General features: G+C 42.6%; 14 protein-coding genes, 2 tRNA genes and 2 rRNA genes. 2 read left to right on the top strand and 16 right to left on the bottom strand.

What is annotated here, in order from left to right; genetic code table 11:
* The 5 genes from DCO56_RS17960 to DCO56_RS17980 all read right to left on the bottom strand — a co-directional run.
* Window positions 1–2,211 (bottom strand): 23S ribosomal RNA (locus tag DCO56_RS17960); the annotation flags it as partial.
* Window positions 2,212–2,438: 227 nt separating this feature from the next.
* Window positions 2,439–2,512 (bottom strand) — tRNA-Ala (locus DCO56_RS17965).
* An 11-nt stretch (window positions 2,513–2,523) separates the two neighbouring features.
* Window positions 2,524–2,597: transfer RNA gene (locus DCO56_RS17970), tRNA-Ile, on the bottom strand.
* 122 nt (window positions 2,598–2,719) lie between these two features.
* Window positions 2,720–4,249: ribosomal RNA gene (locus DCO56_RS17975) — 16S ribosomal RNA — on the bottom strand.
* Window positions 4,250–4,578: 329 nt separating this feature from the next.
* Complete coding sequence (locus DCO56_RS17980) at window positions 4,579–4,764, bottom strand: hypothetical protein (protein WP_146191078.1); 186 nt, start codon at window positions 4,762–4,764, stop codon at window positions 4,579–4,581.
* A 513-nt stretch (window positions 4,765–5,277) separates the two neighbouring features.
* Here DCO56_RS17980 and DCO56_RS17985 point away from each other — a divergent pair.
* Window positions 5,278–5,664: a hypothetical protein gene (locus DCO56_RS17985; RefSeq protein ID WP_108635147.1), complete on the top strand. Its 387-nt coding sequence runs from the start codon at window positions 5,278–5,280 to the stop codon at window positions 5,662–5,664.
* 121 nt (window positions 5,665–5,785) lie between these two features.
* Window positions 5,786–8,125, top strand: coding sequence for a hypothetical protein (locus tag DCO56_RS17990; RefSeq protein WP_108635148.1), 2,340 nt, complete (start codon window positions 5,786–5,788; stop codon window positions 8,123–8,125).
* A 199-nt stretch (window positions 8,126–8,324) separates the two neighbouring features.
* On the opposite strand, the gene DCO56_RS17995 is transcribed toward DCO56_RS17990, so the two are convergent.
* From DCO56_RS17995 to DCO56_RS18045, 11 genes are read right to left on the bottom strand one after another with little or no spacing between them, the layout of a single operon-like run.
* On the bottom strand, window positions 8,325–9,746 hold the full coding sequence (locus tag DCO56_RS17995; protein ID WP_108635149.1) for a discoidin domain-containing protein: 1,422 nt from the start codon (window positions 9,744–9,746) through the stop codon (window positions 8,325–8,327).
* A 56-nt stretch (window positions 9,747–9,802) separates the two neighbouring features.
* Entirely contained in the window at window positions 9,803–11,572 is a 1,770-nt protein-coding gene (locus tag DCO56_RS18000; RefSeq protein WP_108635150.1) for an alkaline phosphatase family protein, read from the bottom strand.
* Between the two features lie 9 nt (window positions 11,573–11,581).
* Window positions 11,582–13,591 carry a M60 family metallopeptidase gene (locus DCO56_RS18005; RefSeq protein WP_108635151.1) on the bottom strand — a complete coding sequence of 670 codons (2,010 nt, stop codon included), beginning with the start codon at window positions 13,589–13,591 and terminating at the stop codon, window positions 11,582–11,584.
* A 15-nt stretch (window positions 13,592–13,606) separates the two neighbouring features.
* Window positions 13,607–15,337, bottom strand: coding sequence for a DUF4983 domain-containing protein (locus DCO56_RS18010; protein WP_181390597.1), 1,731 nt, complete (start codon window positions 15,335–15,337; stop codon window positions 13,607–13,609).
* Between the two features lie 20 nt (window positions 15,338–15,357).
* Window positions 15,358–16,947, bottom strand: a complete 1,590-nt coding sequence (locus tag DCO56_RS18015; RefSeq protein WP_108635153.1) for a DUF5008 domain-containing protein — start codon at window positions 16,945–16,947, stop codon at window positions 15,358–15,360.
* A gap of 15 nt (window positions 16,948–16,962) precedes the next feature.
* Window positions 16,963–17,718: a hypothetical protein gene (locus DCO56_RS18020; protein WP_108635154.1), complete on the bottom strand. Its 756-nt coding sequence runs from the start codon at window positions 17,716–17,718 to the stop codon at window positions 16,963–16,965.
* 11 nt (window positions 17,719–17,729) lie between these two features.
* On the bottom strand, window positions 17,730–19,247 hold the full coding sequence (locus DCO56_RS18025; RefSeq protein ID WP_108635155.1) for a RagB/SusD family nutrient uptake outer membrane protein: 1,518 nt from the start codon (window positions 19,245–19,247) through the stop codon (window positions 17,730–17,732).
* 13 nt (window positions 19,248–19,260) lie between these two features.
* Window positions 19,261–22,422, bottom strand: coding sequence for a SusC/RagA family TonB-linked outer membrane protein (locus DCO56_RS18030; protein ID WP_108635491.1), 3,162 nt, complete (start codon window positions 22,420–22,422; stop codon window positions 19,261–19,263).
* Window positions 22,423–22,451: 29 nt separating this feature from the next.
* On the bottom strand, window positions 22,452–23,492 hold the full coding sequence (locus DCO56_RS18035) for a DUF5007 domain-containing protein (protein ID WP_108635156.1): 1,041 nt from the start codon (window positions 23,490–23,492) through the stop codon (window positions 22,452–22,454).
* Between the two features lies 1 nt (window position 23,493).
* The gene (locus DCO56_RS18040) at window positions 23,494–24,165 is read right to left on the bottom strand and encodes a hypothetical protein (RefSeq protein ID WP_245935870.1); all 672 of its coding nucleotides are present in this window, start codon (window positions 24,163–24,165) and stop codon (window positions 23,494–23,496) included.
* Between the two features lie 14 nt (window positions 24,166–24,179).
* The gene (locus DCO56_RS18045) at window positions 24,180–25,697 is read right to left on the bottom strand and encodes a RagB/SusD family nutrient uptake outer membrane protein (RefSeq protein ID WP_108635158.1); all 1,518 of its coding nucleotides are present in this window, start codon (window positions 25,695–25,697) and stop codon (window positions 24,180–24,182) included.
* Window positions 25,698–25,706: the final 9 nt, after the last annotated feature.

The raw sequence follows: 25,706 nt of genomic DNA on the forward strand, positions 1-25,706 counted from the left end.
CGAGTTAGAAACCGGATACAGAAAGGGCGGTATTTCAAGGTTGATTCCACGACTCCTGGCGAAGCCGCTTCAACATCTCCCGCCTATCCTACACATCCTGTACCCAATCTCAATGTTAAGCTATAGTGAAGGTGCATGGGGTCTTTCCGTCCCGTTGCGGGTAATCGGCGTCTTCACCGATACCACAATTTCACCGAGCTCATGGCTGAGACAGCGCCCAGATCGTTACACCATTCGTGCAGGTCGGAACTTACCCGACAAGGAATTTCGCTACCTTAGGACCGTTATAGTTACGGCCGCCGTTTACTGGGGCTTCGATTCAATGCTTCTCTTGCGATGACATCCCCTCTTAACCTTCCAGCACCGGGCAGGTGTCAGGCCTTATACCTCATCTTGCGATTTTGCAAAGCCATATGTTTTTGTTAAACAGTCGCCTGGGCCTTTTCACTGCGGCTGCTCATCACTGAGACAGCGCCCCTTCTCCCGAAGTTACAGGGCCATTTTGCCGAGTTCCTTAGCCATGACTCACTCGAGCACCTTAGGATTCTCTCCTCGACCACCTGTGTCGGTTTGCGGTACGGGTCTTCATAACCTGAAGCTTAGCGGGTTTTCTTGGAAGTCTGTTTACCTGCTCTATCAGCGCCACCGGAGCTTTGCTGTACTATTGGGTTTCAGCTAGAGTTGCGGATTTGCCTACAACCCAATACCTACGCCTTTCAACGAACTATTCCGTCAGTTCGCGGCAGTGTCACTACTCCGTCACCACATCGCAGTTATGAAGAGTACTGGAATATTAACCAGTTGTCCATCGGCTTGCCCCCTTCGGGTGCGCCTTAGGTCCCGACTGACCCTGATCCGATTAACGTTGATCAGGAAACCTTGGTCTTTCGGTGGGCGGGTTTCCCACCCGCCTTATCGTTACTTATGCCTACATTTGCTTTTCCATACGGTCCAACACCCATTACCAGGTATCTTCGCCCCATATGGAATGCTCCCCTACCAGATGCATATATCTCAATGCAAATCCATAGCTTCGGTACCGTTCTTGATGCCCGTTTATTATCCACGCCCGGCCGCTCGACTAGTGAGCTGTTACGCACTCTTTAAATGAATGGCTGCTTCCAAGCCAACATCCTAGCTGTCTGGGCAACCGGACCTCGTTAGTTCAACTTAGAACGGATTTGGGGACCTTAGCTGATGGTCTGGGTTCTTTCCCTCTCGGCCTTGGACCTTAGCACCCAAAGCCTCACTGCCGGCCATATCTGATAGCATTCGGAGTTCGTCTGGATTTGGTAGGATTTGACTCCCCCGCACCCAATCGGTAGCTCTACCTCTATCAGACTCCATGCCGACGCTGTTCCTAAAAACATTTCGGGGAGTACGAGCTATTTCCCAGTTTGATTGGCCTTTCACCCCTACCCTCAGGTCATCCGGAAACTTTTCAACGTTTATCGGTTCGGTCCTCCATTACATGTTACTGCAACTTCAACCTGCCCAAGGGTAGATCACAAGGTTTCGCGTCTACCTCATCTGACTATGCGCCCTATTAAGACTCGCTTTCGCTTCGGCTGCGTCCCTGAAGGACTTAACCTTGCCAGACAAGAGTAACTCGTAGGCTCATTATGCAAAAGGCACGCTGTCACAGGACCTGCCTGCTCCAACCGCTTGTAAGCACACGGTTTCAGGTTCTTTTCACTCCCCTGTTCGGGGTTCTTTTCACCTTTCCCTCACGGTACTGGTTCACTATCGGTCTCTCAGGAGTATTTAGCCTTACCAGATGGTGCTGGTGGATTCCCACAGGATTTCTCCGGTCCCGCGGTACTCAGGATACCACTATGTCAACATTCTTTACCTGTACGGGGCTCTCACCCTTGTCGCGCAGTTTCCCACCTGCTTCCAGTTCATAGCGCTGTACAATGTCGTGGTCCTACAACCCCGACCATGCCGTAACATGATCGGTTTGGGCTATTTCCCGTTCGCTCGCCACTACTTGGGAAATCATTGTTATTTTCTTCTCCTACGCCTACTTAGATGTTTCAGTTCAGCGCGTTCGCGTTTTATACGACTATTCTTCAAATAGTCAGGTTGCCCCATTCGGAAATCTCTGGATCAAGTCGCATTTGCCAATCCCCAAAGCTTATCGCAGCTTATCACGTCCTTCTTCGCCTCTGAGAGCCTAGGCATCCCCCGTGTGCCCTTATTTACTTTCTTCACCGGCATAGCCTTTTGCTACTATGCGGCTGCTTTTGATATATACACCAGCATGCTACGCAATGATTCGTTCGGCCTTGACCGAGGGTCTCCTCATCACATCAGGCACATACCAGCATTGTCTCTACTGTTGTCTTCTCTTGTAATTTTTTTTCTCTTTCAATATGTCAAAGAACTCTTTTTCCGGTATTTTATGATGTGTACCGTTATACGCATCCCCGGAGACGTGGAGAATAACGGATTCGAACCGTTGACCCCCTGCGTGCAAGGCAGGTGCTCTAGCCAGCTGAGCTAATTCCCCTTATGTTTTCGTAGTCCCGAGCAGATTTGAACTGCTGACCCCTACATTATCAGTGTAGTGCTCTAACCAACTGAGCTACGGGACTAGCTATTCTGTTCATCTCTTCTCTCAGGGACCGCTCCATTAGGGGCGGGCACTTTCTTCTGATGTTTTTTCTTCTTTTGCAATCATATGTAACGTGACGAGCACCGGTCCGCGATACTCTAGAAAGGAGGTATTCCAGCCGCACCTTCCGGTACGGCTACCTTGTTACGACTTAGCCCCAATTATCGGTTTTACCCTAACACGCTCCTTGCGGTCACATGCTTTAGGTACCCCCAACTTTCATGGCTTGACGGGCGGTGTGTACAAGGCCCGGGAACGTATTCACCGCGTCATTGCTGATACGCGATTACTAGCGAATCCAACTTCATGGGGTCGAGTTGCAGACCCCAATCCGAACTGTGAATGGCTTTTAGAGATTAGCATCATATTGCTATGTAGCTGCCCGCTGTACCATCCATTGTAGCACGTGTGTAGCCCCGGACGTAAGGGCCATGATGACTTGACGTCGTCCCCACCTTCCTCACTGTTTGCACAGGCAGTCTGTTTAGAGTCCCCACCATTACATGCTGGCAACTAAACATAGGGGTTGCGCTCGTTGCGGGACTTAACCCAACACCTCACGGCACGAGCTGACGACAGCCATGCAGCACCTAGTTTCGTGTCCCGAAGGACGGATGCGTCTCTGCATCCTTCACTAACTTTCAAGCCCGGGTAAGGTTCCTCGCGTATCATCGAATTAAACCACATGCTCCTCCGCTTGTGCGGGCCCCCGTCAATTCCTTTGAGTTTCACCCTTGCGGGCGTACTCCCCAGGTGGATAACTTAACGCTTTCGCTGGGACGCTGGCTGTCTATCGCCAACATCGAGTTATCATCGTTTAGGGCGTGGACTACCAGGGTATCTAATCCTGTTCGATCCCCACGCTTTCGTGCATCAGCGTCAATACCAGCTTAGTGAGCTGCCTTCGCAATCGGAGTTCTAAGACATATCTATGCATTTCACCGCTACTTGTCTTATTCCGCCCACTTCAAATGGATTCAAGCCCATCAGTATCAAAGGCACTGCGATGGTTGAGCCACCGTATTTCACCCCTGACTTAATGGGCCGCCTACGCACCCTTTAAACCCAATAAATCCGGATAACGCTCGGATCCTCCGTATTACCGCGGCTGCTGGCACGGAGTTAGCCGATCCTTATTCTTCCGGTACATTCAGCCAGGTACACGTACCTGGGTTTATTCCCGGACAAAAGCAGTTTACAACCCATAGGGCAGTCATCCTGCACGCGGCATGGCTGGTTCAGGCTTCCGCCCATTGACCAATATTCCTTACTGCTGCCTCCCGTAGGAGTCTGGTCCGTGTCTCAGTACCAGTGTGGGGGATTCTCCTCTCAGAGCCCCTAGACATCGTCGCCTTGGTAAGCCGTTACCCTACCAACTAGCTAATGTCACGCGAGCCCATCTCTATCCTATAAATATTTAATAACCAGACGATGCCGAATAGTTATATTATGCGGTGTTAATCTCTCTTTCGAGAGGCTATCCCCCTGATAGAGGTAGGTTGCTCACGCGTTACGCACCCGTGCGCCACTCTCACCATCTTTGAGCAAGCTCTCCGATGGATCCCGTCCGACTTGCATGTATTAGGCCTGCCGCTAGCGTTCATCCTGAGCCAGGATCAAACTCTCCATTGTAAAATGAAGTTTTTGATTCCAACTATTTATAATAATCAGAATTCTTTTTTTATATCTCTGATCTTGGATCGAATTGAACTAATTCTTGAATTTGTTCATGACTTTCGACTTTCGTCTGTCTACTCGTCACGCTTACATGATTGTGTTTTCTTAAAGAACTTTTGTCGCTTCAACTTCCGTATCCGCTATATTCCGATGGCATTGCGCCGTCTTTATCTTTTTTGTTTTTCCCTTCGTTTCCGTTGGGACTGCAAAGGTAGAAATCTTTTCTGAACTTCCAAAAACTTTTTGAAGTTTTTTTTTCTTTTCTCTTTTCTCGATTTCCGCGTTTAAAATAAACTCAGCGGGATTTTAAATCCTGTCAAGCTCTCGTTAAACCCTTCTTTTTTCATGATTTCTTCTTTCGAAGTAACCGTTCCTCCCTTGCGGAGTGGTGCAAAGATAGGGAGTTTTCGGGCAGACTTCCAAGCCTTTTGTTTTATTTTCTTTTCATATAACCCTAACTGGCTGGACATGTGGCTGATTGTTTTTCCGCAGGAGGCCTTTCCGCGCCCGAAAGGCGGGTTATCCGCGGATCCGAAGCGGAAACGCGACAAAACGGAGAACAACAGCGCAGCCCAGCGTTTAATGCCTTACATATGTATAATAGAGATAGGATGTGATTGAACCCCGAAACCAAAGAAACAGAGGGTGGCAGAGCTTGCAATATCTAGTACCCGCTCTGCAGTTATAGCAAGAGCAACAAAACCGTCTACCAGTGCACTTGGTTCAGTTTGGAATTTACGTAGGATTCCCGGACCTGTAATTTTTGGTGCAGGGATTAGCTTACCGTAGACTTTGATCAACCTTTACTTTAGTATATGCTTTACTTAGGTTTTATTTAGGTTTAGTTTAGGTATAGATTCCTTTTATTAGAAAAAACAAACATGATCCCTAGAGTATTTTACGCAATCGATTGATTTCTTTATTTATTTTTTTTATAACCAACAAATTACTTATTTCAACCTGACCAATAAACTTAAAGAAATATGAGGGCCATAATTCTCTTATTAGCCATGTTGTCGATTTTGAGCAAAATAGACGTTAAAGGCCAAAATCTAATTTATGCAAAAGACATTCCAACTGAAAAGCTTAGGATAATTCCCGAAACAACACAAGGGGGAACCGTCTCCGATCTGTTAACTGACCTTGAATATATTCCTTTAAAAGGAAACAAGAATCAGCTCCTAAGCAATGTCGTTGAAATGAACTGCAATGCTGAGCGAATAGGAGTATTAAATTCAAAAGGTGAATTTTACCTCTATGATATCCGCGGCAATCTGTTGAAAATTATAAATAGTGTAATCGGTAATCTTTACTCAAGGAAAATAGAGGATTGTATATCGACTTACCGAATTTACATAGGGCTATCGTAATAATTTAACGCAATATTTTATGCTATCTTTAACTTATTTCCCTCGGAAATTCGGTTTCAAATAAGATGCGATAAGAATAATAAATTTTATCAAGAAAGCCAGTAACTAAAATTTAAGAACCATGCGCCTTATTTTACTCACCATAATTACTCTATTTGCTTCACTGCACTTAAAGGCACAAAGCCGCAGCATTTATATTCACACCGACAGGGATTATTATATTCCTACCGACACGGTCTGGTTTAAAGCCTACCTGCTCGAAGATGGAAGGCCTGCCAATACAGTATTCAACCTCTATATGCGCATGGCCAATGACGAAGGAATAGAATTTCAACGATCTGTCGCGATGGTCACCGAGGGCATAAGTGCAAGCTTTTTTATTATTCCTCCAGACTTCAAAGGAAACAATATTTACATCAATGCTTACGCACGAAGTCAGCCATATTGTGTACAGAAGCCTTACTTTAAAAAACTAGGCGTATTACATTTCGATGAGGCACAAACATCATCTGCTGCTCACCCAAAATCCAAACAAACATTCTTACATATAAAGCCCAGCGGTGGAATATTATTAAGCGGAATTGAAAATCAGGTTCTATTTCATGCACTCGACCAATCTGGTTTACCTTTTATGACAAAGGGGAGCTTGCTGGACGATCAAAACAAACAGATCACGACATTTGAAACCGATTCAGCAGGACTAGCCGAAGTAACCTTCATCCCATCGACGTCAGCCCGCTATAGGATCGAATGGGTAGACGCCAAAGGGGATCTTCGAAGAAATAGCTTGCCGCAAGCAGTCCTAGGCACTAAAGCCCATATCGTGGCAGACACAAATTTAACAAGCATTCAATTACAAAGTAATAATGAAGCACAAACAGTCTATATAAAAGCGAGCATTGGTCAACGGCTCCTGTTTTCGCAGAACATTGAGGTCTCAAGCGCCAAGAAAACCAATATTCCAATTCAAAATAGTGATTTGGAATATGGAATTATGCAAGTACAAATAAGCGATAGTCAGGGAAATGTACTTTCCAAACAAAGTCAGCTGATTGGGCAAAATACAATCGAAATCACGCCTCGAGTAAGTATTGAGCAAGGCACAGGAAGCAAATCTGCAAATAGGCTGTCTTTAACACTTCCGAAGACAATTGAGCGAGCAAGTTTGTCAATTTCGATCACCGACATCGACGTACCTATTGACAGCTCTAGTAATATCGTAACCGATCTTATTTTCAAACCCATAACTGCATATGAAATTCCAAGTGCATTAAAAATCTTGCAATCGACCAAACATAAAGACCTTTTTATTCAAAGTCAATCCTGGCTTTCGGAAGTTTGTCCCACAGACTCAGTTATACAACCTGATACCTTGATTGTATTAAGCGGTCAGATCAGCATGCAGGCTAATACATGGCCAAAATTCTACAAACGCTATCTGAAATACAACCAGCGCAACTTCAAAGAAACCGGAAAAAGAAGGGGGATCTCTTTTGGTTACAAAGATTTTCAAAGACTTGGGTTCAAATACACCGAAGCCGAAATGGATTCTCTCGGTAGGTTTACAGTGCCCAACTTAATTGTCTTTGATTCTATGGATACGCGCGTCAGCCAGATCCATTCTTTATTGAAATTTTATCCTTTCAAAGTCAATTACACTTTTGTAGCCCCAAACAAATATAAGACTCCATTTTACATCCCTATTTCTAAAGCAGGTCAAAAGCCAGGATATTCTAAACCGCAGGAGCATACAAATTTTAAGAGCTATTACTATACAGATGCTAAAGGAAATCGCATTCTCCCAACTGTTAATGTTAAACGCTTAACAAAGAGACAACGCGATATCTCACTTTTAGAACGTCGATTCAAGCTGCAAGATATTCCAACCAATCTCGAACCGGATCAAATATTGCTTCCATTACTAGACGAGGAAGTCCAGAAAAGAGACATGTCCTTGTACGATTATCTCCGTCGACATTTGAATGGATATAATTACGTGACTTATCTAAATGGACAGAGAAAACGTGATCCAGACCGAGCTTTTTTAATGGCCGACGTTTCTAACTATGCCTATATCAAATGTTATCGCTCATTTCCGCCTGCAAACGGAGCCGCAGCAGTCTTAATTTTCGAACTAGCACCATCAGAAAAAGATCGAGATTTTGGTAAATATGTAGACGAACAGACCATATTGGGTTATATGCCTATCAAGCAGTTCACCCAACGCGACTATTCTAGTGAGATTGACAAGGAACTAACGCCAGAGGATAATCGCATGACACTCTATTGGGATCCATTTGTTTCCATAGATAGTACTGCGGCATCCAAGCAGATCAAATTTTTCAACAACAGTAAGGCCAAAGGGTTCTGTATTACTATCCAAGGTGTCTGCAACACCGGTCAGCTTGTTTACTATCGCCGTATCTTCAATAGTCCAAGATCTGAACGCCCAGAAAAATAGGAATACGATTCACTTAGCCTATGGCTCCGGAATCCCGTCGAAATACTTACTGAATTAAAATCCTTCTGTCACTCATCGGAAGAATCAAAAAAAATTTCCCCAGAAAGTCATTCACTCGCTGGGGAAATTCAAATCAGACATCTTATCCCGGTATATGGATTAGCCGGGTTGTCCTTCCTTTTCTAGATTTAAAAACGGATTATTTAAGCACTATTGGGGCATATCCCGCAGCTCTAAATTCCGCCAAATGCGTTGATGTCGCACCAGCGCCCATTGGCTCCGTCATAGTTATGCGGATATACCTGGCTTTGACCATCGATACATTATAATCATGCCATACTGCTGGACCAGCCGAATCAAAAAACAGGTCTTTACCAACCATAGTCCAACTCGCTTTGTCCAACGACGTTTCAATATTAAATGTTTTAAAACCACCCGTATTATTATTATGTCGCCGTATCATTCCAAACTGCGCAAAATTTTCCACGTTCCCCAAATCAACTATAAACCAATGTGGGTAGACCGGATTATTTGACGAAGACCAGGTCGAATGCCAATATGTTCCAATATCACCATCAATCAACGAGCTCGCTTTCCCATTTGCGGCCCCCTCCTGGGATTCGGTCGAAGATACCTCTGCAGACCAAGTCGACCTACTCAACAATGTGGGTGCCTTTACTTCAGCATTTTGCACAGGCGAGGTCAGGCCATCCGTTTCTACTGTAAAAGTAAAAGCGGTAGGCTTACCCTGAAGGTCGAATAATACTCTTTTTTCGACATCTGTGCTGTTATCTATCCGTACAGTTTTCGCTGCGCCATTCAATTGGTAATTCACGATAATGGTAGCCGGATCCTTAGCCGAATTTGTCCAAGCCAGTCCCCCATTATTCCCGTCCATAAAGGCAACCACTGTTTTTAGTATTCCTTTATAAGCCAATACTCCGGGCGCTTGCTTCCGCTCGTCCACAACTGCTACTTTCAATTCTTCATCCATAGTTAAGATCTTGAAAGCTACTTCCTTGGATTCGTCTGTCAGATTCGAGATAACGACCTCACTCTCTTTATTCGAATCAAAGGTTCGTACGATCTCTTTCCCATCAAGTTCATAGCTAATTTTTGTTGTAATGGCTCGATCTGAAGTTTTAGGGAATACAAATTTTATTCCTCCGGGAACGGGTTCCAAAGTAAGTCCAGTCAGCTTGTAGGCCGCTTCATAAGGTCCCGGCTTCAATGAAACCTTACTTAATTTTGATGCAGTTCCGTCCGAAGTGAAATATTGAACTGTAACCGTATAAACCTTATAATCTTTGAAAATGATAATTGTCGGCTCGTCAAATTTGCTCACCGTAACCATTTTCTCCTCAGCTCCCTCTGTATAGCGAATCTCTGCTTTGACGACGCGATCTGACAAAGCGGGCCAATGTATTTCTAGTTTTTGGTTAAAAGCCGATACAAAAGTCAAATTTGTTGGCTTTGCTGTTGGGCGTGTCTCCGTCACAATGGCTTCCTGATCCCCTTGCTGCGGAAACACAAGTTCTTCTTCTTTACAACTCCCCATACTCAGTAAAAAAGCTCCTAAAATGACATTAAATGCCCAGCTCATTTTAAAATTCCTTTTCATCTTTAAATAACATTTATTCCACCAGTACGATGGAGCTTAGTTTATAATCTATTTTCTTATTGCTTTGGCAAGAGGAACTCTACTTCGTATTTATTTAAAAACACCTGCCCTTCCAATTTCCAGTCCTTTAAGGTCCGCACTTCCAACCAATAAAATATCTGTGGAAAAAAGTCCGCTGCCTGAATAAACACGGCATTGTCACCTAACTCACAAGGCACTACTTCGGAAGTCATCCTGGAATGAAAGTCTCCAGTAAGTCCCATTGCACTTTTGCCCGCTACCTCATTTTGAATTGAACCATTTTCAGCAGGCGACATCTTCCAATAACCTTTCAAATTATTGGCGAAAGGAGATTTTGTCAATTCTTCCGCAGAACATAATGAGTTACGGATTTCATCTTGTGTAAAAGCCTTATTAAAGATGGATACATTCGACACATCAAAATCCACCAAATCATAGGATATATTTGGTCTATAGCCAAAAATCAAGGGATCATTTGTTTTGATATTGGCCACATTCATTCCAGATGTCGTCGTTTCTTGGGCTAATGTCCCATTGTTATAAATCTTGATATTGACCTGGTCATTTCCGATCGCTTTGATGACTGTGGTCATGGTATACCACTCGCCATTAACTTTCGCTGTTTGGCAAGTAGCCTCCTTAACACCATCACTGATCTTCACTTGCAAATCATTTCCCCAAGTAAAATACATCCAACCCGGAGTACCCAACGATGTATTCGAATCCTTGCCGAATATACCGGAGTACCAATAGTTATACGTATTTGGTTGATAGGTCGATGAAATAATGGTATTATTCAAATTAAATCTGAAGCGGGCAGAAATCGTTAATTCTTTGGTGGTCGCCAAATCATAGTCGCTCGAATTACCCAAATTATCACTGACAGCCCTTACACCCAGCGGCTTATTTCCAGTACCATCGTACCCCCACATCCGGACATAACTCATGGCTTTACCTGTCAATTCAACACCTTTAAAGTTTTTATTTTGAAATATGGCAAATGTATTCCGTTCTTCCATAGTTTTTCCGCCGTAAGAGTCGCCAATTCCGCCGTGGTTTGATGTTAAAATCACTAACCAGTCTTCATTTGGATAATTCTTGCGGGCAGATAGCCCTTTTGCTATTTCACCGATATAACCATCAACTTTCTTTAGGGCATTCGCATAATCGTTATTGCTCATTGTAAAGCCACCTTTTTCGCCCGCTTCCAATAAGGATGTAAATTGTACAATCATAAAGTCACTATTCTTGGTGTTAAACAAATCTAACACCTTCTTCTTGACGTCTTCATCAGTAGCTCCATTATAGGTTTCATTTGCACTTACAAGCAGCTTATCATTCAAGGTAACCGATCGTGATACGACGCTTGTCTTCATTGATGGGGCTACTGTTGCAATACGATACAACATAGACGGATAACCCGCGACATTTTCGTGTGGATCATCTTCGTTTGGTCTTGGAATATAAGACTCGTCAATAATATGATGGTTGGCGTATGTCACTCCACTCATCATAGTCATCCAAGAAGATGGGTTACTTGTATTTTCATCCGCCAGGGCATTAAAGGTGTACTTACTTGTCTTGAGTAATTCAGCAATATTGATTGGTACGCTCTTTTTTAATTCCTGTCCTACCAACCCATCAATGGAGATAAAAAGCACCTTCCGTTTAACCGGTTGCTGCAAATTCTGTTCATAGTCTTCATATATGGCAGGCGGGTTGGCATACTTTGTACAGCCAACCAACGAAGACGCCGCAATAACGACAAGAACTAAGGCTTTCTTTATATTGAATAATCTTTTCATAACTTAAGTTTATATATCGTAAAACACCCCTAATTCGGCAATCGCCACGTGTACTGCTCCGCCAGTATTTGGATCAGGGAACACAAATTTCACGTACTGCGCCTCCACGAGGTTCGAAAACGCAAACTCTTTCATTGCTGCATTCTGAGCTGTTGTTTGGGAGGCGCTACCCAACGCATATTGCCCCATATCCGTCCAGTTTTTATTATCCTTACTAATAAAAACGTTAACCTTAGTCGCGAAGGTCGCATTTACTCTATTTTTGTAATAAAAACCTTTAAAAACATTGACTTCCTTCATATTCATGGTTAATTCCACAGGTAAAGTCGTCGGGATAGAGCAGCCAGACCAGCACGTATGCCAATAGGTATTTGGATCGCCATCCGTCATTGCACTAAACTTACCGGTACTTTCGTTGGTTGCTGTTGCAACATTGGCCGTAAATTCGAACAAACCACTAGGTAAGAAATAGCGCGGTTGCAATACGCCCTCGCCCCCTGTAAATGTCAAGGGATTGTATTCCCAAATCGCGCGATCCATCGGCGGGTATTTTTCACGCATTTCACGTTTGGCTGAACTACTTACTGGAATCCCCCAAGCGATAAAAAAGCGATTGAAATCCTTTCCTGTAAAGTTACAGAGCTGACGATAGAAGTAATCACGTTTTCCCTGATCCAAAGAATTGGTAAAATTTTCATTCCTCGCCTTGCTATAGATATAAGGGAAGAAATCCCAGCCTGACTCTCCATTTTTACCCGTTGTTTTATCAAAAATCTGAAGAAATGGTGTTAATCGCGCAAAAGGGTCATCAGCATCGATACCCAATTCTTCAGGGAAATTGGAAAAATTCTTCGCCGAAGTCAGGGCAGCAAATCTTAACGCTGCAGGAATTGATGTCTTCAATGCAGGATGGAAATCTATGCGTGAAGTATTGCCACGGTTTCGCGCAGCATTAAAAATAAACAGGTTGTTTGTTGTCTCCCCCAAATCAGACCAGCTCCAGGCCCAGCTCGCCTGATAATTGTGCCCCACTTCATGATACGATCCCCATGAAGTTCCCTTTCTGATCGTATTCGGATTGGTCAATTCATCCAGCCAATATTCATCTTCTTGCATCACCCATGGACTACCACTATGGGCATAACCTAAGGATGGATGGATATCCATCACACCTCTTTCCCAAAACTCTGGATAGCGATTTTTTGGATCGGCGGCATCTGCAGACAGTCCCATCCAATTGTAATAATCTTTGATATAGCTCTCATCCCACAAATGCAAAGCCTCATCCACCTGATCCATTTTTCCCGACTGGATAAATTTAACGACAAGCGAACGTGGGACAGAAAAGGCGACTCGTTGCCCGATGAGATCCATCCAAGGAACATCTTGTGATAAGACCTGTTTTTTCCAATCGGCCACAGTGGACTTCCCTAAAATAAAATCTGTGGTTTTAACAGCACCCGCTACCTTAATATTAACAGGGGTCGTGTTGGCTTTCTGATTAATAATCCATATTGTTCCACCATAGAGGTTCTTGATGTAATTTGTTCCCGGGAATAATTCCTTTCTCGTGTACAGAATAGGATCCCTACGTGGCGCATCTTTACCTGTTATATTATCTGTATGTACACCTATCTGCACGGTCATACCAATAGCACCAGCTGGTACCGTGATGCGAATTACCTCGCCTGCGGGAGCATATAATCCTGTGGTATAAATTGGCGCTGGCGTTACGCTGACTTTATAATCAAAAGATGACACATACTTTCTATTCATTAACATAGAAATTGTGGTATCCTTAACACGGGTCACATTTTCCCCTACCAATCCGGGATATATCCGAGCCTTGTGATACAAACTTTTATCAGCTTTACCCATGGTCGTATCCGATTGAAGTGGGGTTTCGGTAGAATCTCCAGATTGATAACCATCTGGAAACTCAGTACCATATTTACTGCAGGAGGAGGCAAAAGCCATCAACCCAACAAATAATCCAAAAACTAAATATCTCTTTCTCATTAGGTCAAAATTTGGTTATTTTCTAATTTGTGTATAGTTTGGTGTCCAGCTTTTGCCGTCCAAATTCCATGACGATTCTACCGATACCCCCAACCATTGATAAATCATAAAGGGAATATCTACGGCATTCGGCACTAGACGATAAAAGGATTTCTCAATTGGTGGTTGAAAGAACGGCACCAATTCATTGAAACTTGTCCAGGAAACCGGGCCCGTCAGTTTAATATTACCTGCACCTTTACCCGTTTTCTCCGTTAAAATTGATGTATTTACATCATCGTAACCAGGCCAATATGCTTGCAAATTATTCCAAAAGGGAAAACTTTCATCTATATGTGTGACACCACCATATTTCACTACTTCCTCATAACTAAATGCCCTGTTATAGACTTGTAAATTACACATTGATAAATTTAACGAATTGCCATCTCTTTCAGTATAACCATAAGTCAGTGGAACATTGTTACTCAAATTTGCATTTGCTAGCCGATTACGGGATACTTTTCCTGAGATCGCATTCTTCGTACCATCGGTATAGGCAAAGATGGAATCTTGTGCACCACTACCATGGATGACTACCGTGAGAGCATGCCATTCACCGTCATTGATATAATTGCCAAAAGTCTGATCATTACTTTGGCTATTAAAGCCCCATCCTCCGTTTTCGGAAAAGATATTCCATCCCGCATCTTGAAACCCCTTCAATCGCTTGGCTAAAAATGTTGCATAATTATAATTAGTATTCGGTTCATTGTGCTTAGCAAAGAAAGTAATAGTCCAATCCGTCCCAGGCGTAATATTAAACAATGTTGCATCGGCAACACTTCCTGTTACTTTGCCATTGCCAGAGTAGGTAAATCTCGTCGCATTTGCCACAAAAGGAATATCTTTAGAGTTGGGTCTAGGAACTATTTTACGTGCAAACTTTGGTGAATAAAATAAAGTGTATGTATCTCTTTTACTATCACCATATGGAGTAAAATCGGTTACAGGATCGGTAGATACCCCACCCTGAGCCGAAGTAATGATCACAATCCAGTTTTCTGTATTGAAACTCGCTCTTTTCTTGATCGTTTCCCATAAGGATTTAACCTGCTTGTCCAATACATTGACTGCAGCGACATATTTTGTATCCTCGGCGGTATAAGCGGAAGATTTTCCGGCTTTATCAACTTCCGTCAAATGGATAACATTTAGATCGGATTCGGTAGTTGACAACGAAGTGTTCGCCGCAGTTACCACCGCAGCATCATTGCTTTCCACCTTAACTTCGGCATCTTTACCCAGAGCAGCACCATATTTTGTATCGGAGGTGAAGAGGCTCGATTTACGGCTTACCGCGTTTTGCTTTAACTTCGTGAAAATTGTCGGATACTTATTCAAGTCAATCGGGCTTAAATCTGTGCCTACGACTTTATTTTTAGCACTATTAACACCGGTCAGCAATGCAGCGGTAACCGATTGATTGGTTACCTCAAAATCCATTGTCGGATCAGCCAAACTACCATAAGTCACCAAACCGTTACGCGCCATCAAATCGATATTCGTTGGAGCAATGTCCTGCATGGCAGGACCTGAAAGCCCATCAACGACAACCAATAACACCTTATCACGACTTTCTGGACTATCTTTTGCTTCATTGAAATTCTGCAACAAGTTCGGAAAATCTTTATTACAAGCAACTAATACCATTAAGGTAGCAAGAGCTAAAGAAGTATGTTTCAAAGTTTTTAAATACTTAATCATAACCAGTTTCATTTATTGGGTTAATTCTTGATTTCCAAACGTAGGAAGTTTCCTACTGTTTTTTGCCCATATTGGAGAATGCTTCCTCCTAACAACAATGCAGGTTCTCCTAAAGAAGATTTCGTCTCGATTACTTTAAAAAGTGCACCCGTGAATGGTCCTAAAGAATTATATTTTTGCAGTAATTCGCCGTTTTTTTCCAAGATCAATAAATTGGCTCTTGACACACCAGCATAGCTTTCTTGTGTTCCGTCAACAATGACTTGACCGTTATTCAATATCTGTGCATAATTAATAATTCCAGTACCGATATCCTTCAAAATGAAAGTCTCATCAACTGTACCGTCTGTATTCATCAAGGCAATATTATTTACCTTTCCTGAAGCACCAGCGCCTGTAAATATGCCCGAAACAGCTAATTTTTTCAAGGTACTATTATAGCTTACCTTAAATAATCTGGTAATATTTCCTTTTAAGGTGAAAGTTTCATCCAATGAACCGTCTGATTTGATACAGGCAATTCCGTTGGCCGCCTTACCATTGTAAGTCGTAAATGCGCCGACGATGACAATACGTTCATTATCAATCATGGCTGCATCCATAATCCGTCCATTGGCACCGGAGTTATTCAGTGCAAAAGTAGAATCCAGCGAACCATCCTCTTTCATGCGAATGATACTCTTCGCGGTCGAGATAATATATTTACGGGAATCACGAGAAGAATAGTCGTAATCAATCCTATAGTGCGATGTAAAGTTACCTACCGCAATTACCTTATTATCCGATACAGTAAAAGCTCTGATAATCATATCGTTTACACCTCCATTAAAGGCAGACACCGTATCCAATGAATTTTTCGGGTCATTACCCGGATTGATCACTTCTACAATCATGGAATCGATCGCACCGTCATTATTGATACGGACAATGTTATTTACAGCTCGTTTTGCAAAAGTTCCCAAAGCACCGGCAAAGATAAATTTACCATCGCCTGTCTTTGCGATAGATCGCACAAAACCGCCACCGAATGCCCCCTGTCCAAAATCCATATTAGTACTGGTCTTGCCATTCGCATCAATAAAATGTACCCCGTTGCGATAGACCTTTTTATCCACTGCTTCATTTTCGAAATTGTAGAAAGATCCAGCGACAATAAAACCACCAGCATTAGGCAGAATATCATATACTGAGCCTCTAAATCCGTTTACCATACCATAGTTTTCGTCTACGGAAGTATTCCCCTCAATTTCCAGCCGTGGGCCATAAAAGATTTCTTCACCCACAACGATTTTGGCATTTCCGGAGGTAATCTGCGCAGGTATTTTAATCGTGACCAGTGAATCTTTCGCCGACACCACCTCTACCGCTGTGTTATTCACAAAAAAGTTAATTTGATCTAATTTTCCTTTCAGGCCTTTTACATAAAAATCCACCAATTCACCAGGTTTGGCCGTTCCTGGTTCTGGATAGTTGATATAAAATCCGACTCCCAGTGGTTCTTTACCTCCTGCGTACGGATCTGTTCCGGTTACGATATCCTTGCTACAAGCAGCACATGCGATTAACGCTACAATCAGGACAGCTATTTTGGTTATTAAATTTCTTTTCATAGTAATATCAGATCGTTATTTAGGGAGCACACCCAACAAGTAAGCCTCATCTGCAAATTCGTAATTCTGAAATCCGAAGGAATGTTTCGAGAATTGCAGCACATGTAATACACCATTGGTCGGTTGAATATCCGATGTTGCTACCGGTGCTGTAATATAAGGGACAAAATAATCCTTAATCTCTTCAGGCACACTAAAGGAATACGGAAAATTCAGATAAAGTTGGCGATAACCCGCATATTTAATGATCTGTGTCCCTCCAGAACTTTCATTCTTACTGACAACATCATTATAGAGCACACCAATATTCATGTCGCCACCATCCAGGTTTTTATAAACCCCACCTGGAAATGCGGCCAAGTTTAGTGTATCAATCTGACGATAATCTTTGGCTACATTTTTACCTTTAAAAATATACCTGGACAGGTATTTTCTCCAGACCTCGGGTCTAATTTGCTCCAGTTTTGTTATGGAGTCCTGCCCTGACCGGAATAATGTCTGGTTCAGCAACCACACAGACTTCAAAATGCATGGATCGGGGGGAGCAAAGAAAGTTACTTCATCATTTTTGAGTACAGCATCCAATTTAGCAACTTTCAATGCAACCATTAGGGTATCAAACAAATCAGGTCTTGATTCCAGATAATTCCAGATTGTACCATTAAACTTCGCTTCATGAACGCCCGTATCGATATAATCTTCTTTTTTACACGCCGAAAAAAGCGAAACTGCCATCAACAGTAAAAAAGTATATTTCCAAATCTTTTTCATGATCTATTCCTTTAGTTCCAGTAATTATTTAATTGCATATAAGGGTTATTTGTCCGGGCAGACTTATCAATTGGCCAGGTCCAACCACCCGAGTTAAAGGCTGCAACCGACATAGGAGCACTTGTGTATTCCGAATTGATTACCTTTTTCGTGCGCACCAGGTCATAAAAGAAGTTTGCTTCTCCTAATAGCTCTCTGACGCGCTCCCACCAAATAGCATCTTTCAAATCATCCCCACTGTCTCGAATAGGTGCTGCTTTAGCACGTGTGCGAATGACGTTGACAACAGTTCTTGCCTCTTCATCTTTTCCTAATTCTGCCAAAGCTTCGGCTCGTAATAAAATTGGGTCAGAATAGCGGAATACCATTTGGTTATCATCTGGATTGTTATCTTCTCCCTCTTCCATAAATACGTTCGAAAATTTTAGACATTGAAAATCTCCATTCGTCGAATAGATATCTTTATCAAACCAATACACTTTACGCTGATCGTCTTCAGTCGGTGGATACATCTTTTCCATAAATTTTGGATCGTAATAGATATAGGACTTGGTTGTCACTTTATTTGGCGCATGTAGCACATAGTCCGAATAAGATGCCGACAAGTGAAAACTTTCGCCATAGTTGAAGTTTTGTACAATCTCAAACAAGCCTTCTTTTGTCCGGCCTTTAAAAATCTCTTTTGTTCTGCTGAGGTCCAACAAAGCATAAGCTCCCCCATTTTCTTCCATCAACTCTTTTCCTAAATCGGCAACCTTCTGATAAAGCACTGTTTTATCATCCGTTCCTAGTCCTGCGATCCACATATTGATATGCATATTAAGTGCAATGGCGGCACCGCGCATCGCTTTCACAGCAACAACAGAAGGATCATCGTAGGTCCAAGGCAGATCTTTATAGGTGGCATCCAAATCGGCCGAAAGGTTCTTTAATACCGTGAACATATTTGTCCGCGGTAAGGGATTCGTATTTACATCTGTATAATAAGGGACATCACCATACAAACGCACCATAAAAAAATAAGCTAAGGAACGTAAAAAAACAGCCTCTGCTTTATATGTTTTTTTCATATCCTCACTAAGGAATGGCATATCTTTATTTTCTAATTGGTAGATGACAATGTTCGCATTTTGAACCATCTTATAGAAGTTATTCCATTGAGTGATCCGGGGAAATCTGAAATAGGCAAAATTATTACTCACATCCTCACCAGTTCTAGACATAATCGCATTCAAATCATTTTGCCTCAACAATGAAATATAATCCCTTCCAGCCCCCGATGTTGCACTCGTCCGATTTATAGGAGCACAACGCAAGTCGCCTGATGCCGGAAAAAAGATATTCGTCATGGTTGCTTCTCTGAAAGTAGAATAGATACCTCCCATGTACTGATCGACATCTGCTTGTCTGGTCCAGTAATTATTTCCCGTTAATTTGTCAATCTGAGTAATATTTAGGAAGTCCTTTCCGCAGGAGCCCAAACCTAGGGATGCTCCCAATATAAATAGATATAAAAATTTCTTTCTCATGTTGTCTTCAAACTTAGAATTGTACACTTACCCCCAATGAATAGGTTCTTCTGCTTGGATAACCGTTTGAGCCATCACGTCCCACACCTGTTACCAATTCTGGGTCTGGCCCGGAATAGTTACTAAATGTGTACACATTGTTTGCTGTCAGGTTGATGCGGGCAGATGACACCCCAAAGCGACGTGCCCATCTTCTGTCAAAATTGTAGCCCACGGTGACCGAATTAATTTTCACGTAGGAGCCATCCTCCATAAACATGGTTGAATTGTAACGGTAAGGATTATATAACGACAAACGTGTAAAGTCTGAAACATTTGGATAATCCGCATTATCACCCAATTGACGCCATACATTATAAGCATCCAAAGGGACATAAGCACCTGGCGCTCCAGTGCCATAGTTCTGTCCACTTGGATCCGAATAGTTCCGGAAGCGATCGGTCAAGGCTGTATTTAAGATATCACGGTCTAGGGTATAGGATAATTGCGTACGCACAGACCAGTTTTTATAGCGTGAATAAAGATAAAGTCCGCCTGTGATTGCCGCCTGTGAATTACCGACATAAACTAAATCATTTTCGTCGAGGACATAGTCACCATTTAGATCCGTAAAAATGGGATCTCCGGCACGGAAGAATTTCCCTTCGCTCATTTGGCCCCCTGCCCGGTAGCGCAGTCCTGTTAATGGGTTGACAGGTACTTGATCGTCCGCTTTATAAACGCCTTTATAATCATACAAGACAAAAGTAAATGCATTACGCCCTAGACGGAAGAATTGAGGAAGATCGTATCCTGATCCATCAGCTTGCACCAATTGGCGCGCCCCGTCCGGCAATGAGGTCACATAATCCCTGTTTATCGCAAAAGTTGCATTCGCATTCAGTTCCCAATCAGAATTAGCTAATTTTGGCCGATATTGAATACTCAGCTCGTGACCTTTGTTCACCATTGCTTTCTCATTTGTCAACACATTCCTGAACGCATTATGATTTGCAATTGGTTTTTTGTCTAGGATTTTATCCGATTGTTTGTAATAAGTTTCGTAAGTAATATAGAGGGAGCTATTGAAAAATCCAAGCTCTGCTGCGGCCGACCATTGTGTTGTCGATTGCGGTACCAAACCCGTGTTGGGAGCAATTTCCAGATCCAATGATGTAGTCGGTCTATTGTTGTAGCGACCGTCATCAATCTTATACCAACCGTAAATATCCGACAAGCTTCCCGCTGGTGAAATTGTCCGGCCGACCGATCCTCTCAAGAAACCTGTGTCCCACCAACCCACATTTTCCATAAATTTCTCCTTTTTGAAATTCCAACGTAAACCCGCAGAAGGATTTTTGGTCCAAGGTGTTGCGCCGCCGGTCAACGAACTACCATCGACACGATAGGTCAGATCAAGAATATACTTTGAATCGTAGTTATATGAGAAACTCCCCGCATATGCCACTGATCTAAAATTATTCAATGAGTTTAACAAACCTCCAAGCGTGTTTCTTGTATTGTAACTAATTCCCGTTTGAAACTGATCATTGGCCGTTCCGCGAATCTTCGATAAGTCTTCAGAGGATGCGGTTATTTCCATTTCCGTAAATCCATAGACACTAAAAAGATGCTTCTCCTTAATTGGTTTTACATAGGACAGTTGATTCCGGTTATAGACTTTACTTTTATTGCTATAATAACTGTATACTTCCGAAGAGTTACCTAAAAGCACCTCTGGTGTATATCGATCTTTTGTCGACGTCGTATAGTTATAGTTTAAGGTAACGGACGCACGTACATCTTTAATAGGTACATACTGCAATTCCAATTGCCCTAAGTAATTTCCGGTTTTATTCTGGTCATCCACGCCCAATGCCGATAAGGCCCCCATACTTCCAGAAAACAGCGAAGGTGATGGATACAGGGAGGTTGTATTAACCGATTTACCTACCCCCGTCTGCATCAATGCATTCCCCGAGCCCATCTTATTTTGCGCCACATTGACATTGATATTGGTCATCATTCTGAAACGATCGCTCGGCTCATACTGCATATTGGAGGTCATTGTATATCTTTTAAAACCCGTATTGGCGATGATACCATTTTCATCATAATAGTTCATATTGGCTTTGTAATTGAATGTACGCTCTCCACCGGAGATACCAATATTATGCGTCTGATTCATTGTATTGCGGTAGAAGTACGATTGCCAGTCCGTTGAGTTATTATAATAGGGATTCAGGGAATCGGCCAATATTGGTGAATCGTTGATACGGCGTAGTGCAGCGGCCAATGTCGTATCATTCATCAGGATTTGCTCCAAACGAACCATACGTTCTCCCTTACCTCCGATCACGCGACGCAATTGTGGTACTGCAGACAGGAAAAACTGACCTTGATAATTTACGATAGGAACTTTCGAATTACCGCGTTTGGTACGCACCTGAATAACACCATAAGCACCACGCGATCCATACATCGCTGTTGCCTGCGCATCTTTCATGACCGTAATATCTTCGATATCTTCTGGCGGAATCATGGAAATGGGTGACACACCGGGGCCGGCTGTCTCAAATCCATATTCATAACCCGAGTTGTCATCGATAGGAACACCATCAATAACGAATAACGGTGAGGTCGGTGTCACAAAGGTATTATCACCGCTACCCGAAACATTAAAGCTGGACATCCCCCGAACGGCCATTGTTCCCCGCATCCCCGGGCTACCTGTATTGTTCTGAATATTTAAACCCGCAACCTTACCTTGTAAAAGATCAACAAAGTTACCTGAAGGAATATCCTGTATTTCCTTACCCGAGATTGTTACGACGGATCCTGTCAATGTCTCTCTTTTACGTTGTTGGTATCCCACGACAACAGTCTCTTCAAGTTCCTGTGCCGTACTTTCCAAGGTCACATTGTATTCCTTTTTTCCAGCAACAATCGTATACTTCTCCGAACGATAGCCCTGATAGGAAAATACCATCACCCCGCTGTTCGGAACCGAAATTACAAACCGTCCATCTTCTCCTGTTTTTCCCAGATCTCGTTTGGGGTTTTCCAACCGGATAGAAACGCCGCCGAGCGCTCTGTTATCATTTCCTTTCACAACACCCTTGACCATGGTTTGGGCCCATGCCTCCCCCACAAACAAGGCGCAAATGAAAGTTAATATTATGCTAAATTGTTTCATAATTTTTAAGCTAATTAGTCCGTCCATCATCAGTCAAATTTTGGCGTTTCATTGGTGAAGCGAAACTGTATCTCCCAATCTCCTTCTTCGTATATCGCAAATGGCATCTCGATCCCACAATCTTCAAGAAAACCAAACTGCCCTTTTCTGCGGAATTTGAAATTCATCACAGCATATGTACCATCACTTGAAGAATAATCGGTTTTGATCGGTGCCAATGGAATAGGATAAGCAACGTCATAAATCACCTTACCATTTTCAAATCTATGATTGAAACCATGCACCAATTTATCCCACTCTGTCGCTGCAAATTTCTTCACATCAATTGGACGATTTAAAGAGTCCAAGAAACTTATGGTCAAGGTTTTGCTTCCTGTCCCTTTGCTTTCCAACTTATTGAAATACACATTAATTAGACCTGGATAAACAAATTGATTTGTTCTTTCGCCATACAAATTGATTGTCCTGCTGGGATGCGTATAAGGAAGGGGTGATAAGCCTGTCACCGGATCCATGATACTCGGCTCAAATGCACGTTCACGATAAGGCTTTAATTTGAAATTCCGCAAATATCTGCGTCCACCAGTGTTGCTAACTTCAATATCAAACACATAGCCTGAATCTGGTTGTGCTTTGACAAAATTTGAATTCACCGACTGCCCCCAAAAGTTTATATTACCTGATTTCTCCAGAATCTCAAGAATTGGGCGATATTCTATCTTACGTTTACTTTCAATTTCTGCAATGGATTTCTCTTCACCGGTATAAGCATCTTTCCAGATTTTCACCGGGAATTTATCTTCAAAAAGTGTTGAAGGCTGTCCATCAATATCACGCACATTTACAATCTTGAAATTGAGCGGCTGTGATGTATTCTGCCCTATATTGACAATATTGTTATAGAATGTATTTCTTCCTAACAATGGCATAAATTCGTTGGTGCTATACACCACGTCAGTACCAAGTGAGTCTTGGTCATCTGGAATATACTTATTACATGAGGCTAGCATGAAAAGTCCGATCCCGAGCACCAATAACTGTTTTGCCGATTTTAATATTTTCTTTTCCATGCTATTTGTTTAATAATTTAGCGAGTTTACTAAATCCGAAATTATGACTTGGAGCCAGGACATGTAACATCCCATTGTGGGTACGGATATTCACCACAGAGGTTGCACTTTCCTGCCAGTAGCGTTGAAAAATAGATCTATTCATGTCACTCAATATGATCTGTTGCTGACCGCCACCTATAATCCCCGACGCTGATGTCACCTTATATTTTAAGGTCATATTATAATCGTCGATGGCTTTAATCACTTTCCCTTCAACAAAATCCTGCAGGTAAGGCGTATCGTATTCACCATCAAAGGCGTAATGATAAGTCAAAGAATCAAGTATTAATTGGGGAATGTCTTCGAGATAAAGTGGGGATCGATTTCCCGCTTTTCGTACACCGTTCATGGCATCCAAAGCATTGGTAAAACTGCTGTTCGTCATTGCGAAAAAGGTCGTTTTTGCATTGGCATCTTTCAATTTAGCACGTACCGACGGAACACGATCCAAGACTAACAACAAGGAGTCATAGGCATTCCCTTGGGATTCCAAAAATTCCAATGACGTTCCGTCAAATTCGGTATACTTAACTTGAAAATCTTCGTAATAGGTATTCCCTTTTTTGCAACTAGCCATGCTCAGTAGCAATACGATTAGCGATAAGCCTAAAAAAATATGTTTGTTTTTCATGATTATCTATTCTATTATTTCCAATATGAGTTTTGCACCAGTTTGGAGTTTCTTTCCAGTACATCCGACGAGATCGGCCAATAGATTCCACCTTTCTGGATCAAATCGTTCATGACAGGATTATTTTTCTTAATTTTTGCCAGACGTATTTGATCGTACCACCTCCAGCCTTCTCCCATCAATTCCCGTCTTCTCTCCAAAAAGATCTCTTCCAATAAGTCTTTTGGCGAGTTACTGATATAGGGCTTTAGACCGCGACGCTCTTTAATCACATTGAGGTATTTAATGGCATCGTCGCGTTGATTGAGAACTGCTTTGGCTTCCGCTTGCAGCAAGTAGATCTCTTCAAGGCGGGTAAAAACCAAGTTCGATCCAAAAATGGAAAAATCAGAATCACCATTACCATTACGGATGACTTTGATTTTACTAAAAATCGGAATATCGCCATTGTAGTTTGTAAAGTAGTTGGTCCGTACCAATCCCGATACAGAGTCAATACCGAAACGCGTGTCGTTGACGTCATCAAACAATTTATTGATGGTGTCTCGGCTCACATAGATATCCGGTTTAGCTTTGGTGACAATCGGATAACCCAAAGTCAATGATTCGATATGGCCTGTATTTGTCGCTTCGCCCAATTCGTAGGAAGAGCGAATCGCCAGGATCTGTGCGCGCGTACTTGGCCCAAATAGACCATCGGTCGGATTCACCAATGCTGGTGTCGTCAATAGTTCAAGATTCGCTTGGGAATAATTGTCGATAACAAATCGGGAGTATACCTCGGCATTGATGTATTTTCCCTGCCAAGCCGCTACATGTGCCAACAGGGAATAGGCTGTAATTTTGTTGACCAATACACCAACCCAAGTAGCATAACTTTCGCCATAATAACTTTGTGTTCCTACAGCATAGCGGTAAGGTAAGTCCTGCGCCGCAGCCAATAGTTCGGTTTCTGCAAAAGCTAAAACAGTCGCTTCTGTCGATCGTGCAAGTTCCACAAAGGAACCATTATCATAAGATTCTTTTAACAGAGGAACATCGCCCCAGATACGGACCATATAGAAATACATCAGCGCACGGATTGTACGTGCCTGTGCAACATCGTACTTCATATCCCTTTCTGTATATCGCTTATCTTTGGCCATCACTTCGGGAGCGCGTTCGATAAAAAGCGATGCCGCATTGATGACCGCGTAAAATCTACGCCAGTCTGTGAGATCTTTAAGTAAGGGATAAGCTGATCTCAATTTATTTTCTTGGACGACACGAAGATCGGCACGGGAATACGGTGTGAAGTCACCGTACCGCATTTCTCCATACACCCAATGCCCATAATTATCAACCAATGCTGCCCGCATCAGGCCATAAATGCCCATTAGGTGTGCGCGTGTATCAGATATGGATTGCCATTCTAGTTTCTCGGAGCCGAGATTGGATGCAACGATATCCAATTTTTTATTACATGAGCTCGTAAAAGCAGTGATGCCCAGTGCCATCAGGAACATGACCGCCCATCGATTATATCTTTTCATACTCTTTCT

Source organism: Sphingobacterium athyrii (assembly GCF_003071065.1).
In the GTDB taxonomy this organism is placed as follows: Bacteria; Bacteroidota; Bacteroidia; order Sphingobacteriales; family Sphingobacteriaceae; genus Sphingobacterium; species Sphingobacterium athyrii.